The organism is Microbacterium sp. NPDC055502 (assembly GCF_053643635.1).
Map to the genome: position 1 here is coordinate 412327 of NZ_JBSHKJ010000001.1, position 23344 is coordinate 435670.

General features: G+C 70.0%; 24 protein-coding genes and 1 tRNA gene. 12 read left to right on the forward strand and 13 right to left on the reverse strand.

Annotated features, from left to right (window positions below):
• Positions 1 to 7: 7 nt before the first annotated feature.
• A complete protein-coding gene (locus ACWH95_RS02125; RefSeq protein WP_136034719.1) occupies positions 8 to 388 on the reverse strand; it encodes a DUF1761 family protein in 381 nt (126 codons plus the stop codon).
• Positions 389 to 463: 75 nt separating this feature from the next.
• Here ACWH95_RS02125 and ACWH95_RS02130 point away from each other — a divergent pair, with 75 nt between their 5' ends.
• The 3 genes from ACWH95_RS02130 to ACWH95_RS02140 all read left to right on the forward strand — a co-directional run bounded on the left by ACWH95_RS02130 (position 464) and on the right by ACWH95_RS02140 (position 3180).
• Positions 464 to 1081: a TetR/AcrR family transcriptional regulator gene (locus tag ACWH95_RS02130; RefSeq protein ID WP_136035218.1), complete on the forward strand. Its 618-nt coding sequence runs from the start codon at positions 464 to 466 to the stop codon at positions 1079 to 1081.
• 195 nt (positions 1082 to 1276) lie between these two features.
• Positions 1277 to 2437 carry a glutathione-independent formaldehyde dehydrogenase gene (locus tag ACWH95_RS02135; RefSeq protein WP_136035219.1) on the forward strand — a complete coding sequence of 387 codons (1161 nt, stop codon included), beginning with the start codon at positions 1277 to 1279 and terminating at the stop codon, positions 2435 to 2437.
• Positions 2438 to 2484: 47 nt separating this feature from the next.
• The gene (locus ACWH95_RS02140) at positions 2485 to 3180 is read left to right on the forward strand and encodes a TMEM175 family protein (protein ID WP_136035220.1); all 696 of its coding nucleotides are present in this window, start codon (positions 2485 to 2487) and stop codon (positions 3178 to 3180) included.
• Between the two features lie 58 nt (positions 3181 to 3238).
• On the opposite strand, the gene ACWH95_RS02145 is transcribed toward ACWH95_RS02140, so the two are convergent.
• Positions 3239 to 3541, reverse strand: coding sequence for a hypothetical protein (locus tag ACWH95_RS02145; RefSeq protein WP_378823466.1), 303 nt, complete (start codon positions 3539 to 3541; stop codon positions 3239 to 3241).
• 24 nt (positions 3542 to 3565) lie between these two features.
• Here ACWH95_RS02145 and ACWH95_RS02150 point away from each other — a divergent pair, with 24 nt between their 5' ends.
• From ACWH95_RS02150 to ACWH95_RS02165, 4 genes are all read left to right on the forward strand, one after another.
• Entirely contained in the window at positions 3566 to 4366 is an 801-nt protein-coding gene (locus ACWH95_RS02150; RefSeq protein WP_454120081.1) for a DUF4839 domain-containing protein, read from the forward strand.
• Between the two features lie 153 nt (positions 4367 to 4519).
• Complete coding sequence (locus tag ACWH95_RS02155) at positions 4520 to 5134, forward strand: TetR/AcrR family transcriptional regulator (protein WP_454120082.1); 615 nt, start codon at positions 4520 to 4522, stop codon at positions 5132 to 5134.
• Between the two features lie 391 nt (positions 5135 to 5525).
• Positions 5526 to 6314, forward strand: coding sequence for a class A beta-lactamase (gene bla, locus ACWH95_RS02160; RefSeq protein ID WP_454120083.1), 789 nt, complete (start codon positions 5526 to 5528; stop codon positions 6312 to 6314).
• 8 nt (positions 6315 to 6322) lie between these two features.
• Complete coding sequence (locus ACWH95_RS02165; protein WP_454120084.1) at positions 6323 to 7045, forward strand: CPBP family intramembrane glutamic endopeptidase; 723 nt, start codon at positions 6323 to 6325, stop codon at positions 7043 to 7045.
• A 217-nt stretch (positions 7046 to 7262) separates the two neighbouring features.
• Here the strand turns inward: ACWH95_RS02165 and ACWH95_RS02170 are convergent, their stop codons facing one another.
• Positions 7263 to 8465 carry a phthiocerol/phthiodiolone dimycocerosyl transferase family protein gene (locus ACWH95_RS02170; protein ID WP_247637750.1) on the reverse strand — a complete coding sequence of 401 codons (1203 nt, stop codon included), beginning with the start codon at positions 8463 to 8465 and terminating at the stop codon, positions 7263 to 7265.
• Positions 8466 to 8586: 121 nt separating this feature from the next.
• Here ACWH95_RS02170 and ACWH95_RS02175 point away from each other — a divergent pair, with 121 nt between their 5' ends.
• On the forward strand, positions 8587 to 9954 hold the full coding sequence (locus ACWH95_RS02175; protein WP_454120085.1) for an FAD-binding oxidoreductase: 1368 nt from the start codon (positions 8587 to 8589) through the stop codon (positions 9952 to 9954).
• Between the two features lie 161 nt (positions 9955 to 10115).
• Here ACWH95_RS02175 and ACWH95_RS02180 read toward each other — a convergent pair whose 3' ends face one another.
• Positions 10116 to 10670: a TetR family transcriptional regulator gene (locus tag ACWH95_RS02180; protein ID WP_247637752.1), complete on the reverse strand. Its 555-nt coding sequence runs from the start codon at positions 10668 to 10670 to the stop codon at positions 10116 to 10118.
• Between the two features lie 80 nt (positions 10671 to 10750).
• Here ACWH95_RS02180 and ACWH95_RS02185 point away from each other — a divergent pair, with 80 nt between their 5' ends.
• Together ACWH95_RS02185 and ACWH95_RS02190 are read left to right on the forward strand one after the other, a co-directional pair.
• Positions 10751 to 11509 (forward strand): SDR family NAD(P)-dependent oxidoreductase, encoded by a 759-nt coding sequence (locus ACWH95_RS02185; protein WP_454120086.1) that lies wholly within the window; start codon positions 10751 to 10753, stop codon positions 11507 to 11509.
• On the forward strand, positions 11506 to 11709 hold the full coding sequence (locus tag ACWH95_RS02190) for an NAD-dependent epimerase/dehydratase family protein (RefSeq protein ID WP_372490538.1): 204 nt from the start codon (positions 11506 to 11508) through the stop codon (positions 11707 to 11709). The genes ACWH95_RS02185 and ACWH95_RS02190 overlap by 4 nt, the downstream gene beginning before the upstream one ends.
• Before the next feature lie 101 nt (positions 11710 to 11810).
• Here the strand turns inward: ACWH95_RS02190 and ACWH95_RS02195 are convergent.
• Both ACWH95_RS02195 and ACWH95_RS02200 read right to left on the reverse strand, forming a co-directional pair.
• Positions 11811 to 11901 (reverse strand) — tRNA-Ser (locus ACWH95_RS02195).
• Positions 11902 to 11946: 45 nt separating this feature from the next.
• Positions 11947 to 12993: a hypothetical protein gene (locus ACWH95_RS02200; RefSeq protein ID WP_454120087.1), complete on the reverse strand. Its 1047-nt coding sequence runs from the start codon at positions 12991 to 12993 to the stop codon at positions 11947 to 11949.
• A gap of 140 nt (positions 12994 to 13133) precedes the next feature.
• On the opposite strand from ACWH95_RS02200, the gene ACWH95_RS02205 reads away from it, so the two are divergent.
• Complete coding sequence (locus tag ACWH95_RS02205; protein WP_454120088.1) at positions 13134 to 13910, forward strand: hypothetical protein; 777 nt, start codon at positions 13134 to 13136, stop codon at positions 13908 to 13910.
• Positions 13911 to 13947: 37 nt separating this feature from the next.
• Here the strand turns inward: ACWH95_RS02205 and cydC are convergent, their stop codons facing one another.
• The 5 genes from cydC to ACWH95_RS02230 are packed head-to-tail and all read right to left on the reverse strand — an operon-like array spanning position 13948 to position 20432.
• Positions 13948 to 15615 (reverse strand): thiol reductant ABC exporter subunit CydC, encoded by a 1668-nt coding sequence (gene cydC, locus ACWH95_RS02210; RefSeq protein WP_454120089.1) that lies wholly within the window; start codon positions 15613 to 15615, stop codon positions 13948 to 13950.
• Complete coding sequence (cydD, locus tag ACWH95_RS02215; RefSeq protein WP_454120090.1) at positions 15612 to 17279, reverse strand: thiol reductant ABC exporter subunit CydD; 1668 nt, start codon at positions 17277 to 17279, stop codon at positions 15612 to 15614. The genes cydC and cydD overlap by 4 nt, the downstream gene beginning before the upstream one ends.
• Positions 17280 to 17309: 30 nt before the next feature.
• Positions 17310 to 18338 (reverse strand): cytochrome d ubiquinol oxidase subunit II, encoded by a 1029-nt coding sequence (gene cydB / locus ACWH95_RS02220; protein ID WP_454120091.1) that lies wholly within the window; start codon positions 18336 to 18338, stop codon positions 17310 to 17312.
• Positions 18339 to 18352: 14 nt separating this feature from the next.
• The gene (locus ACWH95_RS02225) at positions 18353 to 19768 is read right to left on the reverse strand and encodes a cytochrome ubiquinol oxidase subunit I (protein ID WP_136034689.1); all 1416 of its coding nucleotides are present in this window, start codon (positions 19766 to 19768) and stop codon (positions 18353 to 18355) included.
• The gene (locus ACWH95_RS02230) at positions 19755 to 20432 is read right to left on the reverse strand and encodes an ArsR family transcriptional regulator (RefSeq protein WP_136034687.1); all 678 of its coding nucleotides are present in this window, start codon (positions 20430 to 20432) and stop codon (positions 19755 to 19757) included. The genes ACWH95_RS02225 and ACWH95_RS02230 overlap by 14 nt, the downstream gene beginning before the upstream one ends.
• A 100-nt stretch (positions 20433 to 20532) precedes the next feature.
• On the opposite strand from ACWH95_RS02230, the gene radA reads away from it, so the two are divergent.
• On the forward strand, positions 20533 to 21900 hold the full coding sequence (gene radA / locus ACWH95_RS02235) for a DNA repair protein RadA (protein WP_454120092.1): 1368 nt from the start codon (positions 20533 to 20535) through the stop codon (positions 21898 to 21900).
• Between the two features lie 15 nt (positions 21901 to 21915).
• Here radA and ACWH95_RS02240 read toward each other — a convergent pair whose 3' ends face one another.
• Together ACWH95_RS02240 and ACWH95_RS02245 are read right to left on the reverse strand one after the other, a co-directional pair.
• Positions 21916 to 22326 carry a dehydrogenase gene (locus ACWH95_RS02240; protein ID WP_136034683.1) on the reverse strand — a complete coding sequence of 137 codons (411 nt, stop codon included), beginning with the start codon at positions 22324 to 22326 and terminating at the stop codon, positions 21916 to 21918.
• A gap of 353 nt (positions 22327 to 22679) precedes the next feature.
• Entirely contained in the window at positions 22680 to 23324 is a 645-nt protein-coding gene (locus tag ACWH95_RS02245) for a hypothetical protein (RefSeq protein WP_454120093.1), read from the reverse strand.
• Positions 23325 to 23344: the final 20 nt, after the last annotated feature.

A 23344-nucleotide genomic window follows, 5' to 3' on the forward strand; every position in this document is an offset into this window, starting at 1 on the left:
GTGCCGTTCAGAGGAAGAGCCCGACGATGGCGCCGGTGAGCACGAGCTTCACGACCCAGTCGAGCAGGTGGACACCGGCCGCGGGCACGGCCGTGTTCTCGTGGATCACGCCGCCCGAGAGCAGGGTGAGGGGAAGCACGGAGAGCGCGAGCCCGAGCAGCGCTCCGGCTCCGGCGCCGTGCCACCCCGCGGTCGCCATGAGCCCGGCGATCAGCCCGGCGGCGAGCAGGCTGCGGACGACGACCGTGAGCATCTGCACGGCAACGGGGAGCCCGGGGCGCGGGGTGCTGGTCCGTGCGATCAGCGTCGAGACCGCGGGGATGGCGTAGAGCGCGGCGCTGGCGAGGAACGAGGCCACCGTGGCGAGGGCGATGCCGAGGACGATCATGAGCGGCTCCTTTAGTACCGATTGGTACGAAACTACGCTCGGCATAGAGAACTGTCAAGTACTAAAGTGGGCGGTATGACCTCGCGCGCCTCCGGCCCCGGCCGCCCGCCCGGACTCACCGGCGACGCCCTCCTCGCCACCGCGCGCGACGTGTTCCTGGAGCACGGGTACGCCGGGGCGTCCATGGAGGAGGTCGCCCGACGGGCCCGCATCTCCAAGGCCTCGCTCTACCGCGACCACTCCTCCAAGACCGAGCTGTACACCGCGGTCGTGCGGCAGTGGGCGGCCGCGGGCCGCGACGCGATGCGCCCGGCGCTCGAACGGCTCGCCGCCGACGACGATGTGCGCCGCGGCCTCACCGAGCTCGCGGAGACCATGCGCGCGGGGATCCTGAGCGAGCCCGTGCTGCGGATGCGACGCCTCGTGATCGCCGAGGCCCCGGCCCACCCCGAGGTCGCGCGGCTCTACCTCGAGGAGAGCTGGAACCGGAACATCCAGAACCTCGCCGACACGCTCGCGCAGCTCCCCGTCGACCGCGGGCTGCAGATCGATGATGCGCACGCCGCGGCCTCCGAGTTCACGTGGCTCGTGATCGGGCCCGCCCTGAACGCGCAACTGCTGGGGGTCGACGAGACGGGCGGCCCAGTGCCCCGCGCGGTCGACGCGTTCCTCGCCCGCTACGGACGGCCCTGACCCGCGCCTGCATTGTCCTCCGTCGGCGCGGATCTGGAAAGGCCCTCAGTTCGCCCCCGGGTGCGGGGCCACGCTGGCCGGGCTCTCCGCAGCCCCGAGAGCCACGTCACGACACGGACGAAGCGAGGTGATCAGCCCGACCCCGATTCACTGCGACACCCCATCGACGTTTCACATCGCTGAAAGGAAGAGGAAATGAGAGCAGTCGTCTACGAGGGTCCGCGCTCGGTCAACGTCACCGACGTACCGGACGCACGGATCGAACGTCCGACGGACGTACTCGTCCGGATCACCACCACGAACATCTGCGGGTCGGACCTGCACATGTACGAAGGCCGCACGAGCTTCGAGACCGGCCGATGGTTCGGTCACGAGAACCTGGGCCAGGTGATCGAGGTCGGCGACGGAGTCGACAAGGTGAGGGTGGGCGACTACGTCGCGATCCCCTTCAACGTCGCCTGCGGGCACTGCAAGAACTGCGAGCGCGGCTTCACCAACTACTGCCTGACCGCGCAGCCGGTGCCCGAATGGGCGGGTGCCGCGTACGGCTTCGCCGACATGGGTCCGTGGGCGGGCGGGCAGGCCGAACTCCTGCGCGTGCCGTGGGGGGACTTCAACTGCCTGCGACTGGGAGAGGATGCCGAGGAGAAGCAGAACGACTACGTGATGCTCGCCGACATCTTCCCCACCGGCTACCACGCCACCGAGCTCGCGCACGTGAAGCCCGGCGACCAGACGGTCATCTACGGAGCGGGGCCCGTCGGATTCATGGCGGCATACTCGGCGATCATCAAGGGCGCCGGCAAGGTCATGGTCGTCGACCGGCACCCCGACCGCCTGCGGAAGATCGAGGAGATCGGAGCGATCGCGATCGACGACTCGGCGGTGGATCCGGTCGAGGCGGTCACCGAGATGACGATGGGGCTCGGCGCGGACAACGGATGCGAGTGCGTCGGCTATCAGGCCCACGACCCCGGCGGCGCCGAGGATCCCACCCTCACGCTGAACCGGCTCGTGAAGTCGGTGCGGTTCACCGGTGAGATCGGCGTGGTCGGGGTGTTCATCCCGCAGGACCCCGGCGCCTCGGACGAGCTGGCGAAACAGGGCAAGCTCGCCTTCGACTTCGGGGAGTTCTGGTTCCGCGGCCAGAAGCTCGGCAGCGGCCAGTGCCCGGTGAAGAAGTACAACCGGGCGCTGCGCGACCTCATCGCCGGAGAGAAGGCGACGCCGTCACGGATCGTCAGCCACGACCTCTCCCTTGAAGAGGCCCCGGAGGCGTACGAGCACTTCGACAAGCGCGACGACGGCTGGACGAAGGTCGTCCTCCACCCCGACCAGGCACCGGACGCGGCGTGACGGACCGGGACTGAGTCGCAGCAGGAGTCGAACAGGAGGGTGAGGCGATGGCGACGAGCGGCGCACCGGAGCCCCGACCGCAGAAGGGCCGCAGCACGCGCGCGGAACCCGGACGCGCCGTGGCGTTCAGCGACGCGATCATCGCGATCGTCATCACCCTCCTCGTGCTCGACCTCCGACCACCCCGAGCGGAGCCGGGCGAGCTGCTGACCGCGCTGCTCGAGGAGTGGCCGACCTACCTGGCCTATGCGGCGTCATACGCCTACCTCGCCGTCATCTGGCTGAATCACAAGGCCGCCTTCACCCGCATCCGCGAGATGGACCGCGGTCTGCAGTGGGCGAACCTCGGCATCCTCGCAGCCCTGGCCCTGATCCCGTGGCCCACCGCGGTGATCGCCGAGACGGCGCGGACGGGCAACCTCACCGACGAGCGGGTCGCGGTCGCGCTGTATGCCCTCATCGGAGCCCTGCTGTGCTCGGCCTGGCTCGTCTTCTTCTCGCATCTGGCGCGGCATCCCGACCTCACGAACGACGACGTGGAGGACTCGTACTTCGCGCACGAGCGACCGCGCGCGCTCATCGGCGTCGCCCTCTACCTCGCCGCCGGGCTGCTCGGAGTCCTCGTGCATCCGCTGGTCGCGTCCGTGATCTTCCTCGCCATCCCCGTGTTCTACGGCATCACCAGCCACGGGCACGACCGGGCGCCCCGGCCTTTCCCCCGGGGGAAGCAGGACGAGCGTTGACCCCAGGACGGGACGAGGGTGACGGTGGGCTGTGACCCCCGTCCTGGGCCACGCATCATCAGCGCGTGAACAAGAGGACACCGGCCAAGATCGCCGCAGTGACCCCGATCAACGCGGGCCATCCCCACCAACTCCCCTTCGGGGGCCTGCCGGTCGCCGGTGGCATGCCCAGCCGCGCTCGGATCGCGTCTGCCTTGGACTCGAGCTCTTCCGAGCGATCCTGCAGGTGGAGGGGGGACCCCTCCGGCCATCGCATTCGATCGCGCGAGATGCTCTCGAGTTCGATGCGGATCTCCTCGAGCTGCCGCCGCAACTCACCCGTCTCTTCGGGGTCGATCTCGTGCCGGTCGTGAGTGTTCACCGTGTCGTCCATCTCGCATGAGCGATGCCAGGGAAGATGCGTGGGCAGTTCGCCCCTCAGATCCTCGCCAGGGTATCCGACGCTGCCGCCGAGACGGTGGAGTACGAGACCAGGAGCGTTCAGACAGTCCGTGGCACCGAGAAGCTCATGACCGCGAAGTGGGAGAAAGACGGCTGGGAGCTCGTCACCCAGAACACCGGCAAGGTCCGCACCGAGCTCGTCTTCCGCCGCCCCAAGCCTGCGTTCCCGTGGAAGCCGCTCGCGATCATCGGCGGCGTGCTGGTGGTCCTCGGCATCTTCATCGGGATCATGGTCGCGGTCACCGGCGATGACAAAGAGGGCAGCCCGGCACCGGCGGACACTCCCCGCTCCGAAGCCGTCGCGCCGCAAGACGAGTCGTCGACGGAGCCCCAGGAGTCCACCGCGCCGGCTCCCGCTGAGGAGAGTCCGCTGACCGTCGAGAACAACGCCGACCTCGCGGCTCTGCTCACGGGTCCCCAGGACGGCCCGACCGTCGAGGCCTTCGCCGCGCAGTACGCCGGCCAGCTGATCGAGTTCGACGGCGCGATCGGGGCGATGAACCGCCATGAGGGCTCCACGACCCGTTACGACATCCTCATCGCGAGCGGCGACTACAGCGAGACCCATTCGAACGGTGGCCCGAGCTTCCAGTTCCGCGACGTCTCCATCACGAACGACCTGCACCTGACCGATGACGCGCCGGACACGATCGGCGTCGGCGACAACCTCCACGTCATCGCTCGCGTCGGCTCGACCGACGGTCAGCTCTTCCTTCTCACGCCGGTGCAGACCAGCGTGCGCTGAGGTCTCCGCCCGGTAGCCAGGGGCACTGCCATGGCTCGCTTCCCACGCGTCCAGTTCCCGCCGCCATCTCGACTTCCAGAAATCTAATACAGTGAGATAGTCAACGTCGGCTAAACTAGCACACTGTTATAGACGGATGGCTCGTGAGGGAAAATGGACGAAGCATCGAAGGAACCGGGAACGCGGGCGAAGATACTCATCGCTGCGGCAACCATGCTGGGCGAGAACCCCACAGCACGTCTGAGTGTGAGAGCAGTGGCAGCCCGCGCTCAGGTGAGCACGGGCTCGCTCCGCCACTTCTTCCCGACACAGCGGGAACTCATCGACACGGTGGTGGCCGCGATGTATGACCTGGAGATCCCCGATGATCCGATCAATGATCATTCCTCGACGGCGGAGGAACGACTCATCGCATGCTTACAGCTGATCCTCCGTCAGGTCGGGGTGGGCGAGAGCGTCCGGAAGCAATGGGGGGCGCTGTACGAGGCGTATGTGGCCACGGCTCCATCCGAGGACGAGGCAGCGACCTACATCGCGCTGGACCGCATGGGGCGGCATCGCATCGCGCAATGGCTGACCACCTTGATCGACGAGGGTGCGATCTCCGGAGGTCGGGTCGAGGAGCGAGCGCGATTCCTCTCGACCGTGCTGGCGGGGCTCATGACCGAACGTGCGCTGCCCTCCGATGCCGTGGGCGTCGACGCCGAGATGGCGAGTCTGCGGCTCGCCGTGCACGCGGTCATGAGCGAGTGGCCCGACGCGCGATGATCACCACCCCCATCACACCCGAACTCGTCGACGGCGTGGCGCGGCTCGAGAAGGTGGAACGCGGGATGAGGCCGCACAGGCTCCCCTCACACGTGTATCAGCGTGACGCCGACTTTCAGCTGCGCCTGATGGAGGCGCAACCATCCGCCGCCCCTGCACCCGGACAGCGAGACGCACCGCCTCATCGGCACGCGCTTCGCCGACCTCGTCTTCGCGCCCACCGGGGCGTTCGGAGGTGCGTGAGGGCATGCGCCGAAATCTGACCTTCGGCCTCTGCTGCCTTCTCGCCGGCTTCGCACTCACGGGCTGCGTGGGCGCGCCTCCGCCTGCCGCCGAATCCGCCCCGGCGTCTCCTCCGGCCCGTGCGACCTCATCGAACCTCGACGCGCTCGTGGCAGACGAACTCGCGGGTCTCGAACGGGAATACGACGCGACCGTCGGCGTCATGGCGGTCGACACCGGAAGCGGTGAATCCGTCTCGTACGGCGAGGACCGTCGCTTCGGCTTCGCCTCCACCATCAAGGCCTTCGCCGCGGCGGTCTTCCTCCAGTCCGTGTCGGGCGCAGCCCGCGACGAGATCGTGCGGTGGACGACGGAAGAAGCCGCCGCCGCCGGCCATGCACCCGTGACCTCGCAATACGTCGAGGACGGCCTGACCTACGCGCAGCTCGCCGAAGCCGCCGTGCGCGTCAGCGACAACGCGGCTCTCAATCTCATCCTCGACCGGATCGGCGGTCCCGCAGCCCTCGACGATGCACTCGCCGAGCTGGGCGATGCCACCACGGAGGTCGTGAACGACGAGCCGACCCTCAACACGATTGAACCGGGCAGCGCCGAGGACACCACGACCGCTGCCGCCTTCACGGCCTCGCTCGCGAGGATCCTGGACGGCTCTACATTGTCCGCTGCGGACACGGCGCTGCTCGTCGACTGGATGAGCGACAACCGCACCGGAGACGCCCTCATCCGCGCCGGTGCACCAGCAGGCTGGACGGTCGCCGATAAATCCGGAGGCGCAGGTCCGATCCGCAACGACATCGCCCTCGTCACGCCACCCGGAGAAGACCCCATCATCATCACGGTGCTGACGTCGCGGAACGATCCACATGCAGACTTCGACAACACGCTCGTGGCCGGAGCCGCCTCCATCGCCCTGCACGCACTCGACCGCAGCACCTGAGGAGAAGAATGTCGCACAGCGATCGGACCACCGCCGCCAACCTGCATGACAGCGTTAGGAACGGTCGGGTCACCTGGCCCGACCTCTGGCTGGCCACCGGCGTCGCCATCACGCTCTACGCGATCGGGATCCTGCTCTACCTCCAGATGCCGGACGATGACGCGGTCGCCAAGGGCCTGGCGCTGTTCGCGATCTCGGGGCTCGCGCCATCAGGCGGAGTACTCGTCATGATCGCCCTTCGCAGGCGTCCGGCAGCGCTCTTCGGCATCACGCGTGTGGCGCCGAAATGGCTCGCGATCGCATTCATGATCGGCATCGGAGTCGTCGCTCTCAACCTGGCCGTGACGACGCTGGTGAGCATGACCACGGACGCCGCCAATCTCCAGAGCGGTTACCAATCCGCGGCGACCAGCGGCATCGGCGGGTTCCTCGGCGCCATCCTCCTCGGAGCGGTCCTCACCCCGATCGGCGAGGAGCTGCTGTTTCGCGGAGTGCTCTTCACCCTGCTCACCCGCTATGGCGTCTGGCTCGCGGCGATCCTCAGCAGCATCGTCTTCGCGCTCAGCCACGGACTCAACCTGTCGACGCCGGTCGCCGTCATCGTCGGCCTCGCGTCCGCCTGGCTGATGCACAAGACGAAGTCGGTCTGGCCCGGAGTCGTCGTGCACGCCGTCAACAACGCGTCCTCATCGATCATCTCCGTCGTCTACGTCCACCTCATCGCCGGCTGAAGGCACGTCCGTCCGCGGGGATCGTGGTGTCTAGGCCTTCGCCCCCTGCACGAGCGTGCCCACGGTGTCGACGAGACCGGGGAACCGCTTCTCGAGGTCCACGGTCCGCAACGAGAGCAGGCATCTCGTGCCCTCCGGATCGAGCGGGGTGGCTGACCGGCGCCGAGTACCGCGTCGACGTCGGCATCACCCCCACGCTATAGGAGGAGCGGTCGCGCTAGACGGCAGACGTCACCCTGCGAACGATGCCGGCGACGAGTGTTCCGATCTGCTCGTGCGTCGTGAGGGTGAGCCGAAGACGACCCCCCTGCGTGAGAACACCGAGGATGCGCTCGCCTCTCACCTGCGTGGTCATCGTCGGACCCCAGATCGAAAGCACGCCGGAGCCCTCGTCGGCGGAGACACCGAGATTGCTGATCTCCAGGTCGGCGGCCGTCGCGGTGAGCATCGCCGCCTCGGCCGCCGCCGCGTCGCCGGGCGGGAGCGACGCGAGTATCGCGATCGATTCCGCCGCGCGCTCCCGGGCAGACCGCAGCTGCATGGAGGCACGCCGCGCCAGCGACCACAGGTCGTCTTCCGCGTTCGCACTCAGCATCACGGTGGTCGCGACGAACCGATTGACCACGGCGTCGTCGAGCCCGAGGAGCGGACGCAGGTCGATGGGCACGTTGATGCGGACCTGCTCCTGCGGTGAGCCCGCGAGCAGCTCCAATGCCGCAGCAGCACACAGGACCCCCTGAACGGTCGAATCATTCGCTCGGGCAGCGGCACGAAGGCGGCCCGTCGTGACGTCGTCGAGCTCGGCGACGTCGATCGTGGGCGATGCGGCATCGAAGGGTCGGACGGCAGCGGGCCTCGGCGCCTCCTCGTCGGCAGACAGGCCGACCGCCGGCGTTTCGGCGGAAGGCAAGAGCTGCACGTGATCCTCTTGAGCGTCCGGGACGGTGCGCGCGCGCCGCGTTCGTCCTGCCAGCAGGGCGACCAGATCGTGAACGGCGAGGAGGGCTCCGCGTCCGTCGCTGATCTGATGAGAGAACGTGAGCACCACCGACGAGGCGCGCGTCGGCCCGGCGTCGGTGATCAACGTGGCACGAACCAGCGGGCTGCCCTCGGGGTCGATGGGGCGGGTCTGTTCGGCGGCGGCTTCGGTCTGCCAATCGCTCTCCCGCACCTGCCTCACGGGGATCAGGGCGTGGTCTCGGCGGAAGGTTGGGCGGTCGTCACCTCGGTCGATGCGGGCCGTCAGGAGCGGATGGAGAGCTTGCAGCTCGAAGAGCGCGCGCCTCAGCCGCCCCGGGGAGATCGGCGAGGCAAGTTCGACGGCGAGCGAGAACTGCACGGGATTGCGGGAGATGTAGAGATCGATGATCCGCTCGAACGCTCCCAACGGGCGAAGGGTGGACGTGGGGGGCATGTTCATCGGCTCTCCGGTCTATTACGGCGTGCTAGCGTACTCAGAAGCTAGCACGGCGTGCTAGCTCGCGGAGGGGAGGGCCTGCCGCTCGACTCGGTTCCACCCGCTCGAACGAAGAGGAGAGACGATGACGAGAGACATCGATTGGGACGCATTGGCGAGCCGTCTGCGCGATGTGATGGGAGAGCGGGTGCTCCAGCCGGGAGACGATTCGTTCGCGACGGCCGTCGCACTCTGGAGCGCACACCCGACGCATCGCCCGGAGATCATCGCCCGAGTCGCGAGCACTGCAGATGTCCGATACGTGCTCGAATCGGTCCCGGACGACGTGCCGATCGCCGTCCGAGGCGGCGGCCATGACTGGGTCGGCCGAGCGCGGGCGGAGAGCGGCCTCACCCTCGACCTCTCGCAGCTGCGCGGCGTCTGGATCGATGCGACGGCACGAACCGCCACGGTCCAGGGCGGGGCCCGCCTGGAGGACGTGATCAATGCCGCAGGGGAACACGGCCTCGTCGCCGCAGTGGGCACGGTCAATGAGGTCGGCTTCACCGGGCTCGCCCTCGGCGGCGGATACGGCCCCTACCTCGGGATTCTCGGCCTCGCAGCCGACACCATCATCTCGGCAGAAGTCGTTCTTGCCGACGGGTCGATCGTGGCAGCCTCCGACGCGGAGAACGCGGACCTCCTCTGGGCACTTCGCGGAGGGGGCGGGAACTTCGGCGTCGTCACCTCTCTCGAGATCTCCCTCGAGGAAGTCCCGACCATGCTCGCCGGGACCGTCGTCTTCTCGCCGGCCGACATGAGTGAAGTGCTCGCCTCCCTCGACCGGGCCCTCCCCACCTTCCCCGATCAGCTCGCCGTCAGCCCCGCGATCGGCAGCGGCCCCGACGGCCACGCCGCGCTGCTCGTGACGCTGCACTGGAGCGGCGAAGCCGACGAGGGTTCCGAGTGGGTGCGAGTGATCGAACGCCTGGGAACACCTCTGGCATCCACGATCGGACCCGCCACGCCACAGCAGGCGCTCCACGCGCTCGACGGCATGTTCCCCTCCGGGCGTCACTACACACTCCGCACGGCGTCCGTGACCGGCCTCACACCCGAGGTCATCGAGGTCCTGGCGGACGGAGAGCGACGCCGCACGTCTCCTCTGAGCGCGATCAACATCCACCATTTCCACGGCGCCGCCACCCGCATCAGCGCCGACCATTCCGCATGGGCGCTCCGGGAACCGCACCTCATGGTCGAGATCATCGCAGCCACCGCCGACACGGACGGTCACGACGAGCAGATCGCCTGGGCGGATCGCATTCTCGACGCGCTCCACCCCCTCGCCCTCCCTGCCGCCTACCCGAACCTTCTCCCACCCCGCGACACCGCACGTGCCGCCGCGACCTTTGGCAACAACATCTCCCGCCTCGACGCCGTGAAACGAGACGTGGACCCGACAGGCAGGTTCACCGGCATCCCCATCGGGTCGACTCCTCGCGGTCGATGACACCGGGGAAGCACGACATCGTCTGACCTGATCACCGCTGCCGTGTGGTGGATCACGCGGAGGACCGGCCCTGCACGCACCCCGGCCCTGAACGGCCCAGCCGACCGTCCGTCGTGATCGTCACGATTACCTCGGATGCGACTCGCTCTCGCCCGAGGGCTTCACGCGTCTCGGAGCATGCCTTCGACCGCTGCGACGACCGCGCGCCGATGCGCCGCGATTCGGCGCGGATCGTCGTGCGCACCCTCGAGGCCCGTGAGGCCGGTCGGAGAGAGCTGCCAGGCCTGCGCGATCGCGTAGATGAAGACGAGGACGTCGACCGGCGACAGAGCGCCCGGGCTCGCCGCCCGCACCCCCTCCACCTTGGCGGAATACACGTCGCTGGGCTCAGACAGCGCGGAAGGTCGCTCCAGCCGTGCCCACATGCTCAGGCGGAGAATGTCAGGACGTTCCTGGTGATGGTCGAACACTCTCCCCGCCCATCCGGCCAGGTCGTCGGGATCCGGAGGCACATCGTTCGCGAGCGTGCGCAACGCGGTCTCGAGTGCAGCATCGAAAAGACCGCTCTTGCCCCCGAAGTACGCGTAGATCATCCGCACGTTGCTCTCGGCGCCCCGCGCGATCCGATCGACCCGGCCGCCGGCGAAACCGTGCGCGGCGAACTCCTCGATGGCCGCGGCCAGGATCCGTGACCGGGTGGCTTCCGCGTCTCTCATGCGCTGCCCTTCGACTTGACGATCTCCGACCGCGCTTCTACGTTATCGGTAAGTAGTTATTTACTTATCGAGGAGTCAGCATGGATCATCCAGAGATCGCGATCGTCACCGGCGCAGGCCGGGGGCTGGGGCAAGCGACCGCGCTGGCCCTCGCCGAGAACGGATACCGCGTCGTCGTGGCGACCCGCTCCGGGGCGTCGGCCCGCGCCGTCGTGAGCCGCATCGAGGAAGCCGGTGGCGAGGCGCTGCCGCTGCATTTGGACATCGGGGACCCGCGGTCCATCGACTCCGCGACGACGACGCTTCTCGCCGCGGTCGCTGCGAAGTGGCCGGGGTCTCCCCTCGCGGTGCTCGTCAACAACGCGGGGATCGGGCGCTTCGCCCCTCTGGGTGAGGTGAGGGCCGCCGAGATCGACGACACGTTCGGCGTCAACGTCCGCGGGCCGTTCCTCTTGATCCAGGCACTCGCACCGCACCTCGCCGAAGGCGGACGGGTGGTGAACGTGTCGAGCTCGCTGAGTCGTCATGTGAGTCCCGCCACCGCCGTCTATGCGGCATCCAAGGCGGCCGTCGAAGCCCTGTCGCGGAGTCTCGCGCTCGAGCTCGGACGACGCGGCATCCGCATCAACACGATCGCCCCCGGTCCGACGGCCACCGACTTCAATGGCGGCGCCATGCGCGACGACGCAGAACTGCGCGCCGGGCTGAGCCAGCAGACCGCGCTCGGCAGGGTCGGCGAACCGGCGGAGATCGCCGATGCCATCGTCGCGCTCGTCGCGCCCGGCATGCGGTGGGTCACAGGTGAGCGCCTCGAGGTCTCCGGTGGAGTCCTCCTGTGAGCACGATCGCCGTCTTCGGCTCCACCGGGCAGACCGGCCGCCGCATCGTCGACCGCCTCGCACGTGACGGAAAGGATGTCCTGGCCATCAGCCGCCGAACCGGCGGCAGCGCCCTCGGCGTCCGGACTGCCACCGCCGACCTCACCCGCACGAGCAACCCGCCAGCCACGGAGTCTGCGAGTGAATGTCATCCATCCTGAGCCCGAGCGAGTGGAGAGACTGGGCTTACCGCAACCGCTTCGTCGAACATGACGAAGGCCCCGCATCCCAGTCATATCAACGGGAGTCGGGGCCTTCGTGGTGGCGGTGACGGTGGGATTTGAACCCACGGTAGGGGGTTACCCTACACAACTTTTCGAGAGTTGCACCTTCGGCCGCTCGGACACGTCACCGCGGATCAGTTTACGACACACGGGGCGACCGCGCGAATCGAGCGGTCACCAGGCCGCGGCGACCGCGGCGTGGGTGCGGAGGATGCCCTCGGTCGAGCCTGCGGGGGCGCGACCGATGCCGCACTCGGTGGCGACGCCGAACGCCGGCACGAACGGGGTCGCTGCGGCGATCCGTCGACGGGCGCCCTCCTCGCCGTCCTCCCGGTGCACGAGGCCGAGGTACAGCTCGTCCACGGGCTCGAGCTGTGCGAGCGGGGCGAAGTAGGCCGCGTCGTCGTGGGCGATCGGCACCGGGAGGTGCAGCCACGTGAGCGGTCGGGAGCTCGCGGCGGCCACGGCGTTCGCGTAGCGCACGAGGTTCCCGGCGTCGGACGGCTCGAAGAAGTGCTTCTCCCCCGCGTCGCCGTAGCAGAGGTGCACCCCCACCTCGACGTCGGCTGGCACCGCGTCGACGAGGGCGGCGAGGCGCGACACCAGCCCGTCGAACGGGTCGCCCGGCCACCACGCCTCCATGACCGCGCCGTAGCCCGACGCGCGTTCGATGATGCCCATCTCGCTGGCCACGTCCCACTGCACGGCGAGGTCGTGGTGCGGGATCCCGGCGAGGATCTCATCGAGCTCGCGCAGGATGGCCGCGGTGTACACCGGCTCGATCGCCGCGCGGTCGTCGCCGTGGAAGAACGAGGAGATCACGGCGAGCGGCGTGGGCAGCGACACCTGGAACCGGGTGCCCGGCGCCACGGCACCCTCCTCGCGGAGCCGGGTGAACAGGGCGTACGACTCGAGAGCGGCCTCGGCATACCCGAGCGGGGGCAGCTCGATGCGCGCGGGGTCGACGCCCTCGGCGAGGCGGAGCCCCCGCGCGTCGATGCCGGCCGGGAACGGGATGGGCTCGTCGCCGATCCGCTCGATGCCGTCGGCCCGGCCGATCACGTCGGGCTGGAACATGATCCAGTGGAACCGCTTGCCGACCTCGCCGTCGGGGAGGCGGCGCAGGCGGTCGCCCAGCAGCTCCGCCGCCGTGCGCATCGTGGTCTCGGCGTCGTCGTAGTTCACACTGCCCACGAGAAGGGCACCCTGGGGCTGCGTCATCGCCCCAGGATATCGGTGGGGTGCGGCGCGACCGCCCGCGCCTTTTGCCCGGTCGTGGCGCCCGGCACCTCCGCACCAGCCGGTTAGGATTGCCTAAGAACCCGCCGTCTTGGGGTGGCATCGACGGGAAGGACAGCAGCATGGCATTCATCACCTCGGAGGCTCTCGCCGACACCGGCTACGTCGTCCTCGACGACGACACGAGCCCCATCGATCCCGCCGAGTGGCGCGACCTGGAGTACGTCGGCTGGCGCTCGTCCGGCATCACCCGCTTCGCCCCGCTCACCAGCTACGCGGGCGACATCGACTGCAACGGCTTCTGGAACCGCACGCCTCCCCGCACCGACAAGGACGGCGTGTGGATCGACGCGCAGGTCGCGATCGCGCCGACGCTGCAGAGCCGGGCGCTGGAGCCGGGCGCGGGCATCGGCCGGTGCCGCGTGATCGAGCTGCAGCCCAACGACTACGCCGACGCGATCTACAACCTGCACCAGGACGACAACAACCGGCTCAACGAACCGGGCACGGGCTGGGTGGTGCGCGGCTACGTCAACCTCACCGACGACACGGAGTCGATGCTCATCCTCCGTGCCGACCGCTTCGACCCCGCGACCGAGGTGCGTCTGCCACTGCACGCCGGCTCCCGCATCGTGATCGACACGCAGCGGTTCTGGCACGCCGTGTGGCACCGCGGCACGGCCCCGCGGTACGCCCTCATCACGTCGTGGACCAGCGGCCCCGAGCTCGACGCCTACATCGCCGCGCACCACGGAGACCCGCACCCGCCCACCGTCGAGCTCGACCCGCGCCTGGTCGAGGCCGCGCAGGTGGAGATGCACCGCCGCATCGAGGAGCGCCGCCGCGCGTTCGAGGCGCAGGGCATCGTGATGGAGCCGCCCGTCGACATGAGCGTCTGACCTCGATGTCCCGCCGCGACGCCGGTCGCGCGACGCCTCAGAGCGTGCGACCGCCGTCGAGCCGCACCACCCGGTCCACCGTTCCCGCGGGGGGATCCACGTGCGAGATCAGCAGCACCGTTTGGTCGCCCGCGGCGTCGAGCAGGTCGCGCAACAGGGCGTCCGAGGCGTCGGGGTCCACGCCAGCGGTCGGCTCGTCGAGCACCAGCACCGGGAACCCCCGGAGCAGCGCGCGGGCCAGGGCGATGCGCTGCGCCTGGCCGCCCGACACCAGCGCCCCGCGGTCGCCCACCCTGGCGTCGAGGCCCCCGCGCTCGCGCGCCCACGCCCCGAGCCCCACGCGGTCGAGCGCGTCGAGGAGCTCCGCGTCGGTCGCGGTGTCCCTGGCGAACAGGAGGTTCTGCCGCAGATCCTCGTCGAACAGCTGCGGGTGCTGCTCGCACAGGCCGATCGTGCGGCGCAGCGCCGGACCCGACAGTGCCGCGGCGTCGCGCCCGTCGATGCGGTACTCCCCTGTCACGCGGAGGAACCCGACCAGGGCGGCCGCGAGCGAGCTCTTGCCCGCACCGCTCGGACCGGTCACGAGCACGCGCTCCCCGGGCCGGAGGTCGAGGTCGACGCCGCGCAGTGCCGGGACCCCTCCGGGCCAGTGCGCCGCGACCCCGCGGAGCGTGACCCGCGGTGTGCCGTCGAACGCGACATCCTCCCCCGCGTCCGTCCGCAGCTCCGACGGCATGCGCTCCGGCAGCACGTCCACGATGCGCTCGGCGCTCGCCCGCACGCTGCGCCACGAGGCCGCGGCGATCGGCACGGCCCCGAACACCTCGAACACCACCATCGGCACGAGCACCGCGACCGCGAGCCACGGCGCATCGATCGCCCCGGTCGCGAGTCCCGGCGCGGCCGCCGCGAGCGCCCACACCGACGCAGCCCCCGCCACGAGCGACACGGTGCCCGCGGCGACGGCCTGGGCGACCGAGGCCCTGCTCACGACCCGGCGCAGGGCGGCGTCGGCCACCCGGATGCGCTCGCGCGCCTGGCCCTCCGCCCCGTAGGCGAGCAGCACGTCGAGACTGCCGAGGTAGTCGACCAGTGCCGCCGACACCTCGGCGCGACGGGCAGACACGGCCGACTCGGCCCGGGAGCCGAACACCCACCCGAGCCCGATCGCGGCGAGCGCGGCGACGACCAGGCACACGGCGAGGGTCAGCGCGGCCGCGGGCGACACGAAGGCGAGGAACCCCACAGCCCCCACGGCGACGAGCGCCGACACCGCGAGCGGCTGCACCACCCGCAACGGCAGGTTCTGCAGATTCTCCACGTCGTCGACGAGCGCCGCGAGCACCTGTCCCCGGTCGGTCGCGCCGAGCCCCGCGGGAGAGAGCGGGATGAGGCGGCGCACCAGGTCGGAGCGCGTCGAGGCCAGCTGCCGCAGCGCCGCATCGTGCCCGCTGAGCCGCTCGAGGTAGCGGGTCACGGCGCGGGTCACGGCGAAGAACCGCACCCCGACCACGGCCACCGACAGCGGCACGAGCGAGTCCACGATCGAGGCGCTCACGATCAGCCAGCCGCTCACCGCGAGCAGGCTCACGGCCGCGCCCGCCGACAGCACGCCCCAGATCAGGCCGGGCAGGAACCGCGCGACGGGCGGCTGCGCCAGGCGGAGAACCTCGCGCACCCGCCGGGCCCTGGTGGTCTCGCTCATGCGCTCACCCCCAGGGCGACCACGCGGTCGGCGATGTCGCGCGCCGACCGGCGGTGGGAGACCAGCACCACGGTCGCTCCGGCGTCCGCCCGCGCGCGCAGCGAGGACCACAGCCGCTCCTCCGTGGCGGGGTCGAGCGCGCTGGAGGGTTCGTCGAGCGCGAGCACGGCGTGCGGCATCCCCGCCTGGCGGTAGAGCGCCCGCGCCACCGCGACCCGCTGCGCCTGCCCGCCCGACAGTCCGCTGCCCTGCACGCCGAGCTCTCGCGCGGGGTCGATCCCCTCGGCGCAGGCGGCGTCGAGCGCCCTCCGCACCCGCTCGGCATCGGGCTCCGGGTCGCCGAGGGCGACGTTGTCCGCCACCGTGCCGCGGATGAGCCCGGGCGACTGGCCCGCCCACGCCAGCCACTCCGACGACGCGAGGCCGCGGACGTCACGCCCGGACCACGTCGCCTCGCCCGCGAACGGCACCGCGCCCCGCAGGGCCGCCAGCAGACTCGACTTGCCCGCGCCGCTCGGCCCCTCGATGAGGGTGATGGTGCCGCGCTCGGCGGTGAACGACACGGGCGGCAGGTCGCGCACACCCAGCTGCTCCACGACGAGGGCGCCGTCCGTGGGGGTTCGCGACTCCGGAGAACGGACGGCGGCTGCGCCGGGGACCGCGCCGGAGGCGCTCACCGCGGCAGGCGCTCCCGAGTCGTGTACCCCGGAGCCGTCGCCCCGCGCCTCGTCGAGCACCGCGAACACGTCCTCGGTCGCGGCGACCCCCTCCGCCGCCGCGTGGAACTGCACGCCCACCTGCCGGATGGGGAGGAAGGCCTCGGGCGCCAGCAGCAGCACGAACAGCCCGACCTCGAGCGTGAGCTCGCCCGACAGCAGCCGGAACCCCACCGCGACCGCGATGAGCGCCACCGCCAGCGACGACAGCAGCTCCATGGAGAAGCCCGACAGGAACGAGAACCGCAGCACCTTCATGGTCTCGCGACGGTAGTCGTCGGCGGTGGCCTCGATGCGGTCGGCCGCCCGGGCGTCGCGGCCGAACAGGCGCAGCGTCGACAGTCCCTGCACGGTGTCGGCGAACCGGGCGGCCAGTCGCTGCAGCGTCTGCCACTGCCGCTTCTGCACGGTGCGGGTGGCGATGCCGATCAGGATGAGGAACAGCGGGATGAGCGGCAGGGTGATGAGGGCCGTGAGCCCGCTCGGCCAGTCCTGCCACCACATGACCGCGACCAGCACGGGTGTCGCGATCGCCGTGAGCACCAGCTGCGGGATGTACCGGGCGAAGTAGGCGTCGAGCGCCTCCAGCCCGTGCCCCGCGGTCACCGCGAGCGCCGTCTGGTTCCGCTGCGCCAGCCACCCCGGCCCGAGGCGCCCGACGGCCGCCACGAGCGCGGAGCGCAGCTGCATGCCCGTGCGCGCGGCCGCCCGTGTACCCGCGGCGTCGGACGCGGCGATCAGCACCCCGCGCACCAGTGCCGTCGCGAGCAGCGTGAGCAGCACCACGGTGACGTCTCGTCCGGCGATCGCGCCCGTGATGGCCTCGGTCAGCAGCCACGCGAACGCGATCGTGACCGCGGTCTGCGCGACGCCGATCACCGCGGAGGCCGCGAGGTACCCACGGGCGGCGGCCGCGTAGCGCAGCAGTCTCGGGTCGACGGGTTTCATGCGGGGGCGATCATCGGGGGCGGGGCAGGGTCACGCGTGGGCCGGCGCCCCCTCGATCGAGCTGCGGGTGACGCGCTTGCGGAACACCCAGTATGTCCAGGTCTGGTACGCGATGACGAGCGGCAGCGCGATCAGCGCGGTCCAGGTCATGATCTGCAGCGTGTACGGAGTGCTCGACGCGTTCGCGATCGTCAGGCTGAACGCCGGGTCGATGGTCGACGGCATGACGAACGGGAACAGCGCGGCGAACAGCATCACCACGGCCGTCATCACCGTGACGATGCCCGCGGTGAAGGCCTGGCCGTCTCGGCCCCGCAGCGACAGCACGATCGCGGCGATGAGCGACACCGCGGCGATGGCACCGGCACCCGCGACCAGCCACAGCAGCGGCGCCTCCCGCCCCGCGGCGAGGAAGTAGGTCCACAGCACCGTCGCGGCGGCGGCGATCACGGTGGGCACGGCCGCGCGGGCGGCGAGCTTCCGGGCATCGGCGTGCACCTGCCCGTCGGTCTTGAGCGCCACGAACAGCACGCCGTGCAGGAAGAACAGCAGCAGGGTGGTCACGCCGACCAGCAGCGCGTAGGGGTTGAGCAGCGAGAAGAAGCCGCCGACGTAGATGTGGTTCTCGTCGATCGCGACGCCCTGCACGATGTTGCCGAAGGCGACGCCCCACAGCAGCGCGGGCACGACCGAGCCGATCACGATCATCCGGTCGAAGCCCTGCTTCCACTTCCTGCTCTCGCGCTGGTGGCGGTACTCGAACGAGACGCCGCGCAGGATGAGCGCGAGCAGGATGAGCAGCAGCGGCAGGTAGAACCCGCTGAAGAGGGTGGCGTACCACTCGGGGAACGACGCGAACAGCGAGGCACCGGCCACGATGACCCACGTCTCGTTGAGGTCCCACACCGGGCCGATCGTGTTGATGACCTGCCGGCGGGAGACGTCGTCCTTGCCGAGGAACGGCAGCGACATGCCGACGCCGAAGTCGAATCCGTCGAGCACGAAGTACCCCACGAAGAGGAAGGCGACGATCCAGAACCAGAGCGTTGCGAGATCCATGATGCTCCTTCCTCTCAGTACACGACCGACGGCAGCTGAGCCGTCTCCTCATGGGGCTGTTCATCGGTGTCCGGCCCCTTCTGGGCGGCCTTCACGATCAACCGCACCTCGACCACCGCGAGGGCGGCGTAGATCGCGGTGAAGGCGATCAGCGAGATGAGCACCTCGACACCGCTGACACCGGGCGAGACGCCGTCTCGCGTGGACATCAGCCCGAACACGATCCACGGCTGCCGACCCATCTCGGTGAACACCCAGCCCATGATGTTGGCGGCGAGCGCGAGCGGGAACGACCAGATCGCGACCTTCCACATCCACGGCGCGACCGGCTTCTTGGCGTTCTTGCGGGTGACCCAGAGGCCGGCGACCGCGACGAGGGCGGCGGCCATGCCGAGGCCAATCATCCAGCGGAACGACCAGTACGTGACCCACAGGATCGGGGCGAAGTCGGTCAGGCCCGTGGCGGCGTAGGTCTGGGCGTACTCGGCGTTGAGGTCGTTGATGCCGTGCACGCACGCGTCGAGCGTGTGCGTCGACAGCAGCGACAGCAGGTACGGGACGCGGATGGAGAACAGCTCGGAGCTGCCGTCCGGCGTGCCGAGCGTGAACAGGCTGAAGGAGGCGTCCGGTCCGCATACGGTGTTGAACGTCGCCTCGGCGGCGGCCATCTTCATGGGTTGCGCGGCGTACATCGCCAGGCCCAGCTGGTCGCCGGTGAGCACCACGCCCGCGGTGGAGAAGATCATGGCCCACAGCCCGAACTTGAGGGAGACGCGCATGGTGTCGAAGTGCTGGCCCCGCGCCAGGTGCCAGGCCGAGACCGAGATGACGACACCGGCGGCGAACATGAGCGCGCCGAAGATGGTGTGCGGGAAGGCGGCGAGCGCCACGGGGTTGGTCAGCAACGCCCAGAAGTCGGTGAGCTCGGCACGGTTGGTCGCCTCGTTGAACGTGTAGCCGACCGGGTTCTGCATGAACGCGTTCGCCGCGATGATGAAGTACGCCGACAGGATGCTGCCGATCGAGACGCACCAGATGGTCGCGAGGTGCAGCTTCTGCGGCAGCTTGTCCCAGCCGAAGATCCACAGGCCGATGAAGGTCGCCTCGAAGAAGAAGGCGAGGAGACCCTCGAAGGCCAGCGGGGCTCCGAACACGTCGCCGACGAAGCGGGAGTAGTCCGACCAGTTCATGCCGAACTGGAACTCCTGCACGATGCCGGTGACCACGCCCATGGCGAAGTTGATCAGGAAGATCTTGCCGAAGAAGCGGGTGAGGTGGAGGTATTGCACCTTGCCGGTGCGCACCCACGCCGTCTGGAAGATCGCGGCCACCAGGGCCATGCCGATCGTCAGGGGCACGAAGAGGTAGTGGTAGACGGTCGTCAGCCCGAACTGCCATCGGGACAGGACGAGCGGATCAAGCCATTCCATGCGCGACTCCTCTTCTGTCGGACTGCTGCGTCGTGGTGTCGCGCAGCTGCACCGTGCACTCCGATGGGCTCTGAGCGTCGCGCACGCACGCGGCGACGAGCGGTCCCCCGGCCTCGGTCAGCACGCTCTGCATGAGGCCCAGGTGCACCTGGCACAGGAGCGGGCGGTCTTCGGGACGGCCGGCGGCGTGCGGGCACGGGCTCAGGTCGACCGTCAGCACCCGGTCGTCGACGACCGGTTCGAAACCGCTCTCCTCCAGGTGCTCGACCAGGGCGTCGAGCTGGTGCACGGCGTCACGGCCGAGGGCGCTCGGGGCCGCGGAGGGCACCACGCTGCGCAGCAGGTCGCCGCGACGGGCCGCCGCCTTGGCCTTGTCCCTGGCGACCGGGCTCGATGCGTCGGACGCACCGGTCGCGGCGCGGTAGAGCGTGCGCGGGCGGCCGCGGGTGGTGCGGTGCTCCACCTCGGGGATCACGTAGCCGCCCTCGATGAGGCGCTGCAGATGCTCGCGGACGGTGTTGGCGTGCAGGCCGGTGGCCGCGCAGAGTTCGCCGATCGTGAGGTGCCGGGACGCACCGGTCACCCCCGCCTCGAAGAGCAGGTGCAGGATGCGCACCCGGGAGTAGCTCGAGATCGGTCCGCAGACGGACCCGCCGTTGGACATGTCTCCATTATTCTGGCGATCCACACCCCTGTTGGGGGACCGGGCCGTGAATAATCACCCGGGCGATAGGGATGTCTGATCCCGCCGATAGCCTGGGGGCATGGCCACCCGGAAACCCGCTCCCCCCGCCTACGTGTGCACCGAGTGTGGGTGGACGACGGCCAAGTGGGTCGGCCGCTGCGGCGAGTGCCAGCAGTGGGGAACCGTGCAGGAGCAGGCCACCCAGACCGGCATCCTCCGACGCGTGAGCGCCCTCGCCCCCACCGCCGACCGCGCCGCGCGACCGATCACGCAGATCACGACACAGGACGCACCCCGGCGCACGAGCGGGGTCGGCGAGTTCGACCGCGTGCTGGGCGGCGGCATCGTCCCCGGCGCCGCCATCCTGCTCAGCGGCGAGCCGGGCGTCGGCAAGTCCACGCTGCTGCTCGAGGTCGCCGCGCAGGCGGCACGTGCCGGGCGGCGGGTGCTGTACGCGAGCGCCGAGGAGTCCCCCGCTCAGGTGCGGCTGCGCGCCGAGCGCACCGGCGCGCTGCACGACGAGCTGTACCTGGCGAGCGAGACCGACCTCGCCACGATCCTCGGCCACATCGACGAGGTGCAGCCGCAGCTCGTGATCGTCGACTCCGTGCAGACGGTGTCGTCGTCACTGACCGACGGCGCGGCAGGACAGCCCAGCCAGGTGCGCGAGGTCGCCGCGACCCTCATCCGCGTCGCCAAGGAGCGGGACCTGCCGATCATCATCGTCGGGCACGTCACGAAAGACGGGCAGGTCGCCGGTCCCCGCGTGCTGGAGCACCTGGTCGACGTGGTGTGCCACTTCGAGGGCGACCGGCAGACGTCGCTGCGCTTCATCCGCGCGCTCAAGAACCGCTTCGGGCCGACCGACGAGGTGGGCTGCTTCGAGATGACCGGCGACGGCATCGCCGAGGTGCCCGATCCGTCCGGTCTCTTCCTGTCGCAGGGGGCATCCGAGCCCGGCACGTGCGTCGCGATCTCGCTGGAGGGCCGCCGCGCGCTGCCGGTGGAGGTGCAGGCGCTCACGGTGCCCAGCAACGCCCCGAACCCCCGGCGCATCGTGCACGGCCTCGACGCGTCGCGCGTCGCGATGGTGCTGGCCATCCTGGAGCGCCGGGCCGGGGTGCCCACGGGCAGCCTCGACGTCTACGTCTCCACGGTGGGCGGCGTGCGGTTCACCGAGCCCGCGGCCGACCTCGCGATCGCGATCGCGGTGGCGGGGTCCATCCAGATGATCTCGGTGCCGCGCACGGTCGCCGCGGTGGGCGAGCTCAGCCTGGCGGGCGAGGTGCGGCCGGTCACGCAGGCCGCGCAGCGCCGGACGGAGGCGGCGCGACTGGGCTACGAACAGGTGGTCGACGACCGGTCGAAGACGCTGCGCGCCGCCCTGGGCGACATCCGCTCGCGGAACGCGGCCCGGCGTCCCGACCGCGACATCCCGCCGTTCTGAGCCGCGGCGCCGCGATCAGGCGTCGAGCGCCTTGAGCAGCTCGACCGGATCCGCCTGCATGGGATGGGGACCGGCGATGTCGAGGAACACGGTCGTGATGGGGTGCGCGGAGAGGAACCGCCGCAGCCAGGCCGCGTCGTAGATGCCCACACCGGGCGGCAGGTTGGCCGGCTTGTTCTTCGCGTCGCTGAAGAGCAGCAGCGCCAGGTCGCCCGTGTTCGGGTCGCGGTACGTCCACACCTCGCCGCCGTCGAGCGGGTTGTCGCGCGCACCGGGCTTGATGAGCGGGACGACGGTCGTGCCGTGCCGCAGGGCCAGAGCGACCGCGGCCACGTCCTGCTTCTCGAGGGCCACCGCCAGCGCCTCGGACCGGAAGTCCTCGGGTGCGGGCTTCTTCTTGCCGGACTTCGCCTTCTTCGCAGCCATGTCTCCAGCTTAGGCATCGACACGACGAGCGCGGCTCCACGGCGACCTCCGGCCGGCGCGGGAAAAAGATTGGGGCCCTCTCGAGTCCTCCATTGGGGACTGGGGTACTCGAGAGGGCCCTCGGACTCTCGAGCGGCGGTGTCGAAGCGCTGGGGACGCTGTAGTTCGACGCCACTGGGGATGGCTTATGCCGCATAGGCGGAGAGTCATGTCTATGGTATCCCAAAGAACGACTCGTGTCAGCACAAGAGGCCCTCCGACGCGAAGGTCGCCGCAATTCGGATCGGTTGCCGCAGCAGACGAAGCAATCCGAAGCCGCACGTCCGGATCGCCCGCAAAGCCGTAGCGTGCGATCAGTAGAGCAGAAACTGCGCCGTGGTGGCGCTGGGGAAGCCGCCGATCGACACGGCCACATGGTACGACGCGCCGCCACCGGGCGCCCGCTGCCGGTTCTCCTGCGCGCACGTCTCCACGCTCGACCGGGTGCGGTCCCACACCACGGGCTCCTTGCTCACCACGGTCGATCCGGCGGTGAGCGTCGCGATCATGCTGCTCGGGTTCTCCTGGCAGTCCGTCGACCGCCACCACACGTCCGCGCCGCTCGACACCGTGAACACCTGGGTGCTCGACCCCACGTCGATCGTGCAGTCCGTGGCGCCCTTGTTCGTCAGCGAGATCGACAGGCGCGGGGTGACGCCCGCCGCGTAGGTGTCGGCGTCGGTGACAGCCGTGACCTCGATGTCCTTCGCCTGGCAGGCCACGACAGCGGGCGTCTCGGAGGCGCTCGGAGTGGGCGCCGGGCTCGCGGAACCCGTGGGCGGCGGCGTCGTCTCGGTCGTCGAGGAGGACGTCGGCGCCGGGGTCGCATCGGTCGCGGCGGCCCAGGGGCGCGCGACCAGCAGCCACACCGACACCCCGATCACCGCGAGGACCAGGATCAGCCCGAGCAGCACCACCAGACGCCGACGACGGTAGACGGCGGCGGAACGACGGGGCATGGTTCCAGGTTAAGCGATCG

Excerpts from the sequence above, each read along its gene's own strand:
- ACWH95_RS02125 (WP_136034719.1), bottom strand. The coding sequence starts at position 388 with ATGATCGTCCTCGGCATCGCCCTCGCCACGGTGGCCTCGTTCCTCGCC.
- ACWH95_RS02130 (WP_136035218.1), top strand. The coding sequence starts at position 464 with ATGACCTCGCGCGCCTCCGGCCCCGGCCGCCCGCCCGGACTCACCGGC.
- ACWH95_RS02135 (WP_136035219.1), top strand. The coding sequence starts at position 1,277 with ATGAGAGCAGTCGTCTACGAGGGTCCGCGCTCGGTCAACGTCACCGAC.
- ACWH95_RS02140 (WP_136035220.1), top strand. The coding sequence starts at position 2,485 with ATGGCGACGAGCGGCGCACCGGAGCCCCGACCGCAGAAGGGCCGCAGC.
- ACWH95_RS02150 (WP_454120081.1), top strand. The coding sequence starts at position 3,566 with ATGCCAGGGAAGATGCGTGGGCAGTTCGCCCCTCAGATCCTCGCCAGG.
- ACWH95_RS02155 (WP_454120082.1), top strand. The coding sequence starts at position 4,520 with ATGGACGAAGCATCGAAGGAACCGGGAACGCGGGCGAAGATACTCATC.
- ACWH95_RS02165 (WP_454120084.1), top strand. The coding sequence starts at position 6,323 with ATGTCGCACAGCGATCGGACCACCGCCGCCAACCTGCATGACAGCGTT.
- ACWH95_RS02170 (WP_247637750.1), bottom strand. The coding sequence starts at position 8,465 with ATGAACATGCCCCCCACGTCCACCCTTCGCCCGTTGGGAGCGTTCGAG.
- ACWH95_RS02175 (WP_454120085.1), top strand. The coding sequence starts at position 8,587 with ATGACGAGAGACATCGATTGGGACGCATTGGCGAGCCGTCTGCGCGAT.
- ACWH95_RS02180 (WP_247637752.1), bottom strand. The coding sequence starts at position 10,670 with ATGAGAGACGCGGAAGCCACCCGGTCACGGATCCTGGCCGCGGCCATC.
- ACWH95_RS02185 (WP_454120086.1), top strand. The coding sequence starts at position 10,751 with ATGGATCATCCAGAGATCGCGATCGTCACCGGCGCAGGCCGGGGGCTG.
- ACWH95_RS02200 (WP_454120087.1), bottom strand. The coding sequence starts at position 12,993 with ATGACGCAGCCCCAGGGTGCCCTTCTCGTGGGCAGTGTGAACTACGAC.
- ACWH95_RS02205 (WP_454120088.1), top strand. The coding sequence starts at position 13,134 with ATGGCATTCATCACCTCGGAGGCTCTCGCCGACACCGGCTACGTCGTC.
- cydC (WP_454120089.1), bottom strand. The coding sequence starts at position 15,615 with ATGAGCGAGACCACCAGGGCCCGGCGGGTGCGCGAGGTTCTCCGCCTG.
- cydD (WP_454120090.1), bottom strand. The coding sequence starts at position 17,279 with ATGAAACCCGTCGACCCGAGACTGCTGCGCTACGCGGCCGCCGCCCGT.
- cydB (WP_454120091.1), bottom strand. The coding sequence starts at position 18,338 with ATGGATCTCGCAACGCTCTGGTTCTGGATCGTCGCCTTCCTCTTCGTG.
- ACWH95_RS02225 (WP_136034689.1), bottom strand. The coding sequence starts at position 19,768 with ATGGAATGGCTTGATCCGCTCGTCCTGTCCCGATGGCAGTTCGGGCTG.
- ACWH95_RS02230 (WP_136034687.1), bottom strand. The coding sequence starts at position 20,432 with ATGTCCAACGGCGGGTCCGTCTGCGGACCGATCTCGAGCTACTCCCGG.
- radA (WP_454120092.1), top strand. The coding sequence starts at position 20,533 with ATGGCCACCCGGAAACCCGCTCCCCCCGCCTACGTGTGCACCGAGTGT.
- ACWH95_RS02240 (WP_136034683.1), bottom strand. The coding sequence starts at position 22,326 with ATGGCTGCGAAGAAGGCGAAGTCCGGCAAGAAGAAGCCCGCACCCGAG.
- ACWH95_RS02245 (WP_454120093.1), bottom strand. The coding sequence starts at position 23,324 with ATGCCCCGTCGTTCCGCCGCCGTCTACCGTCGTCGGCGTCTGGTGGTG.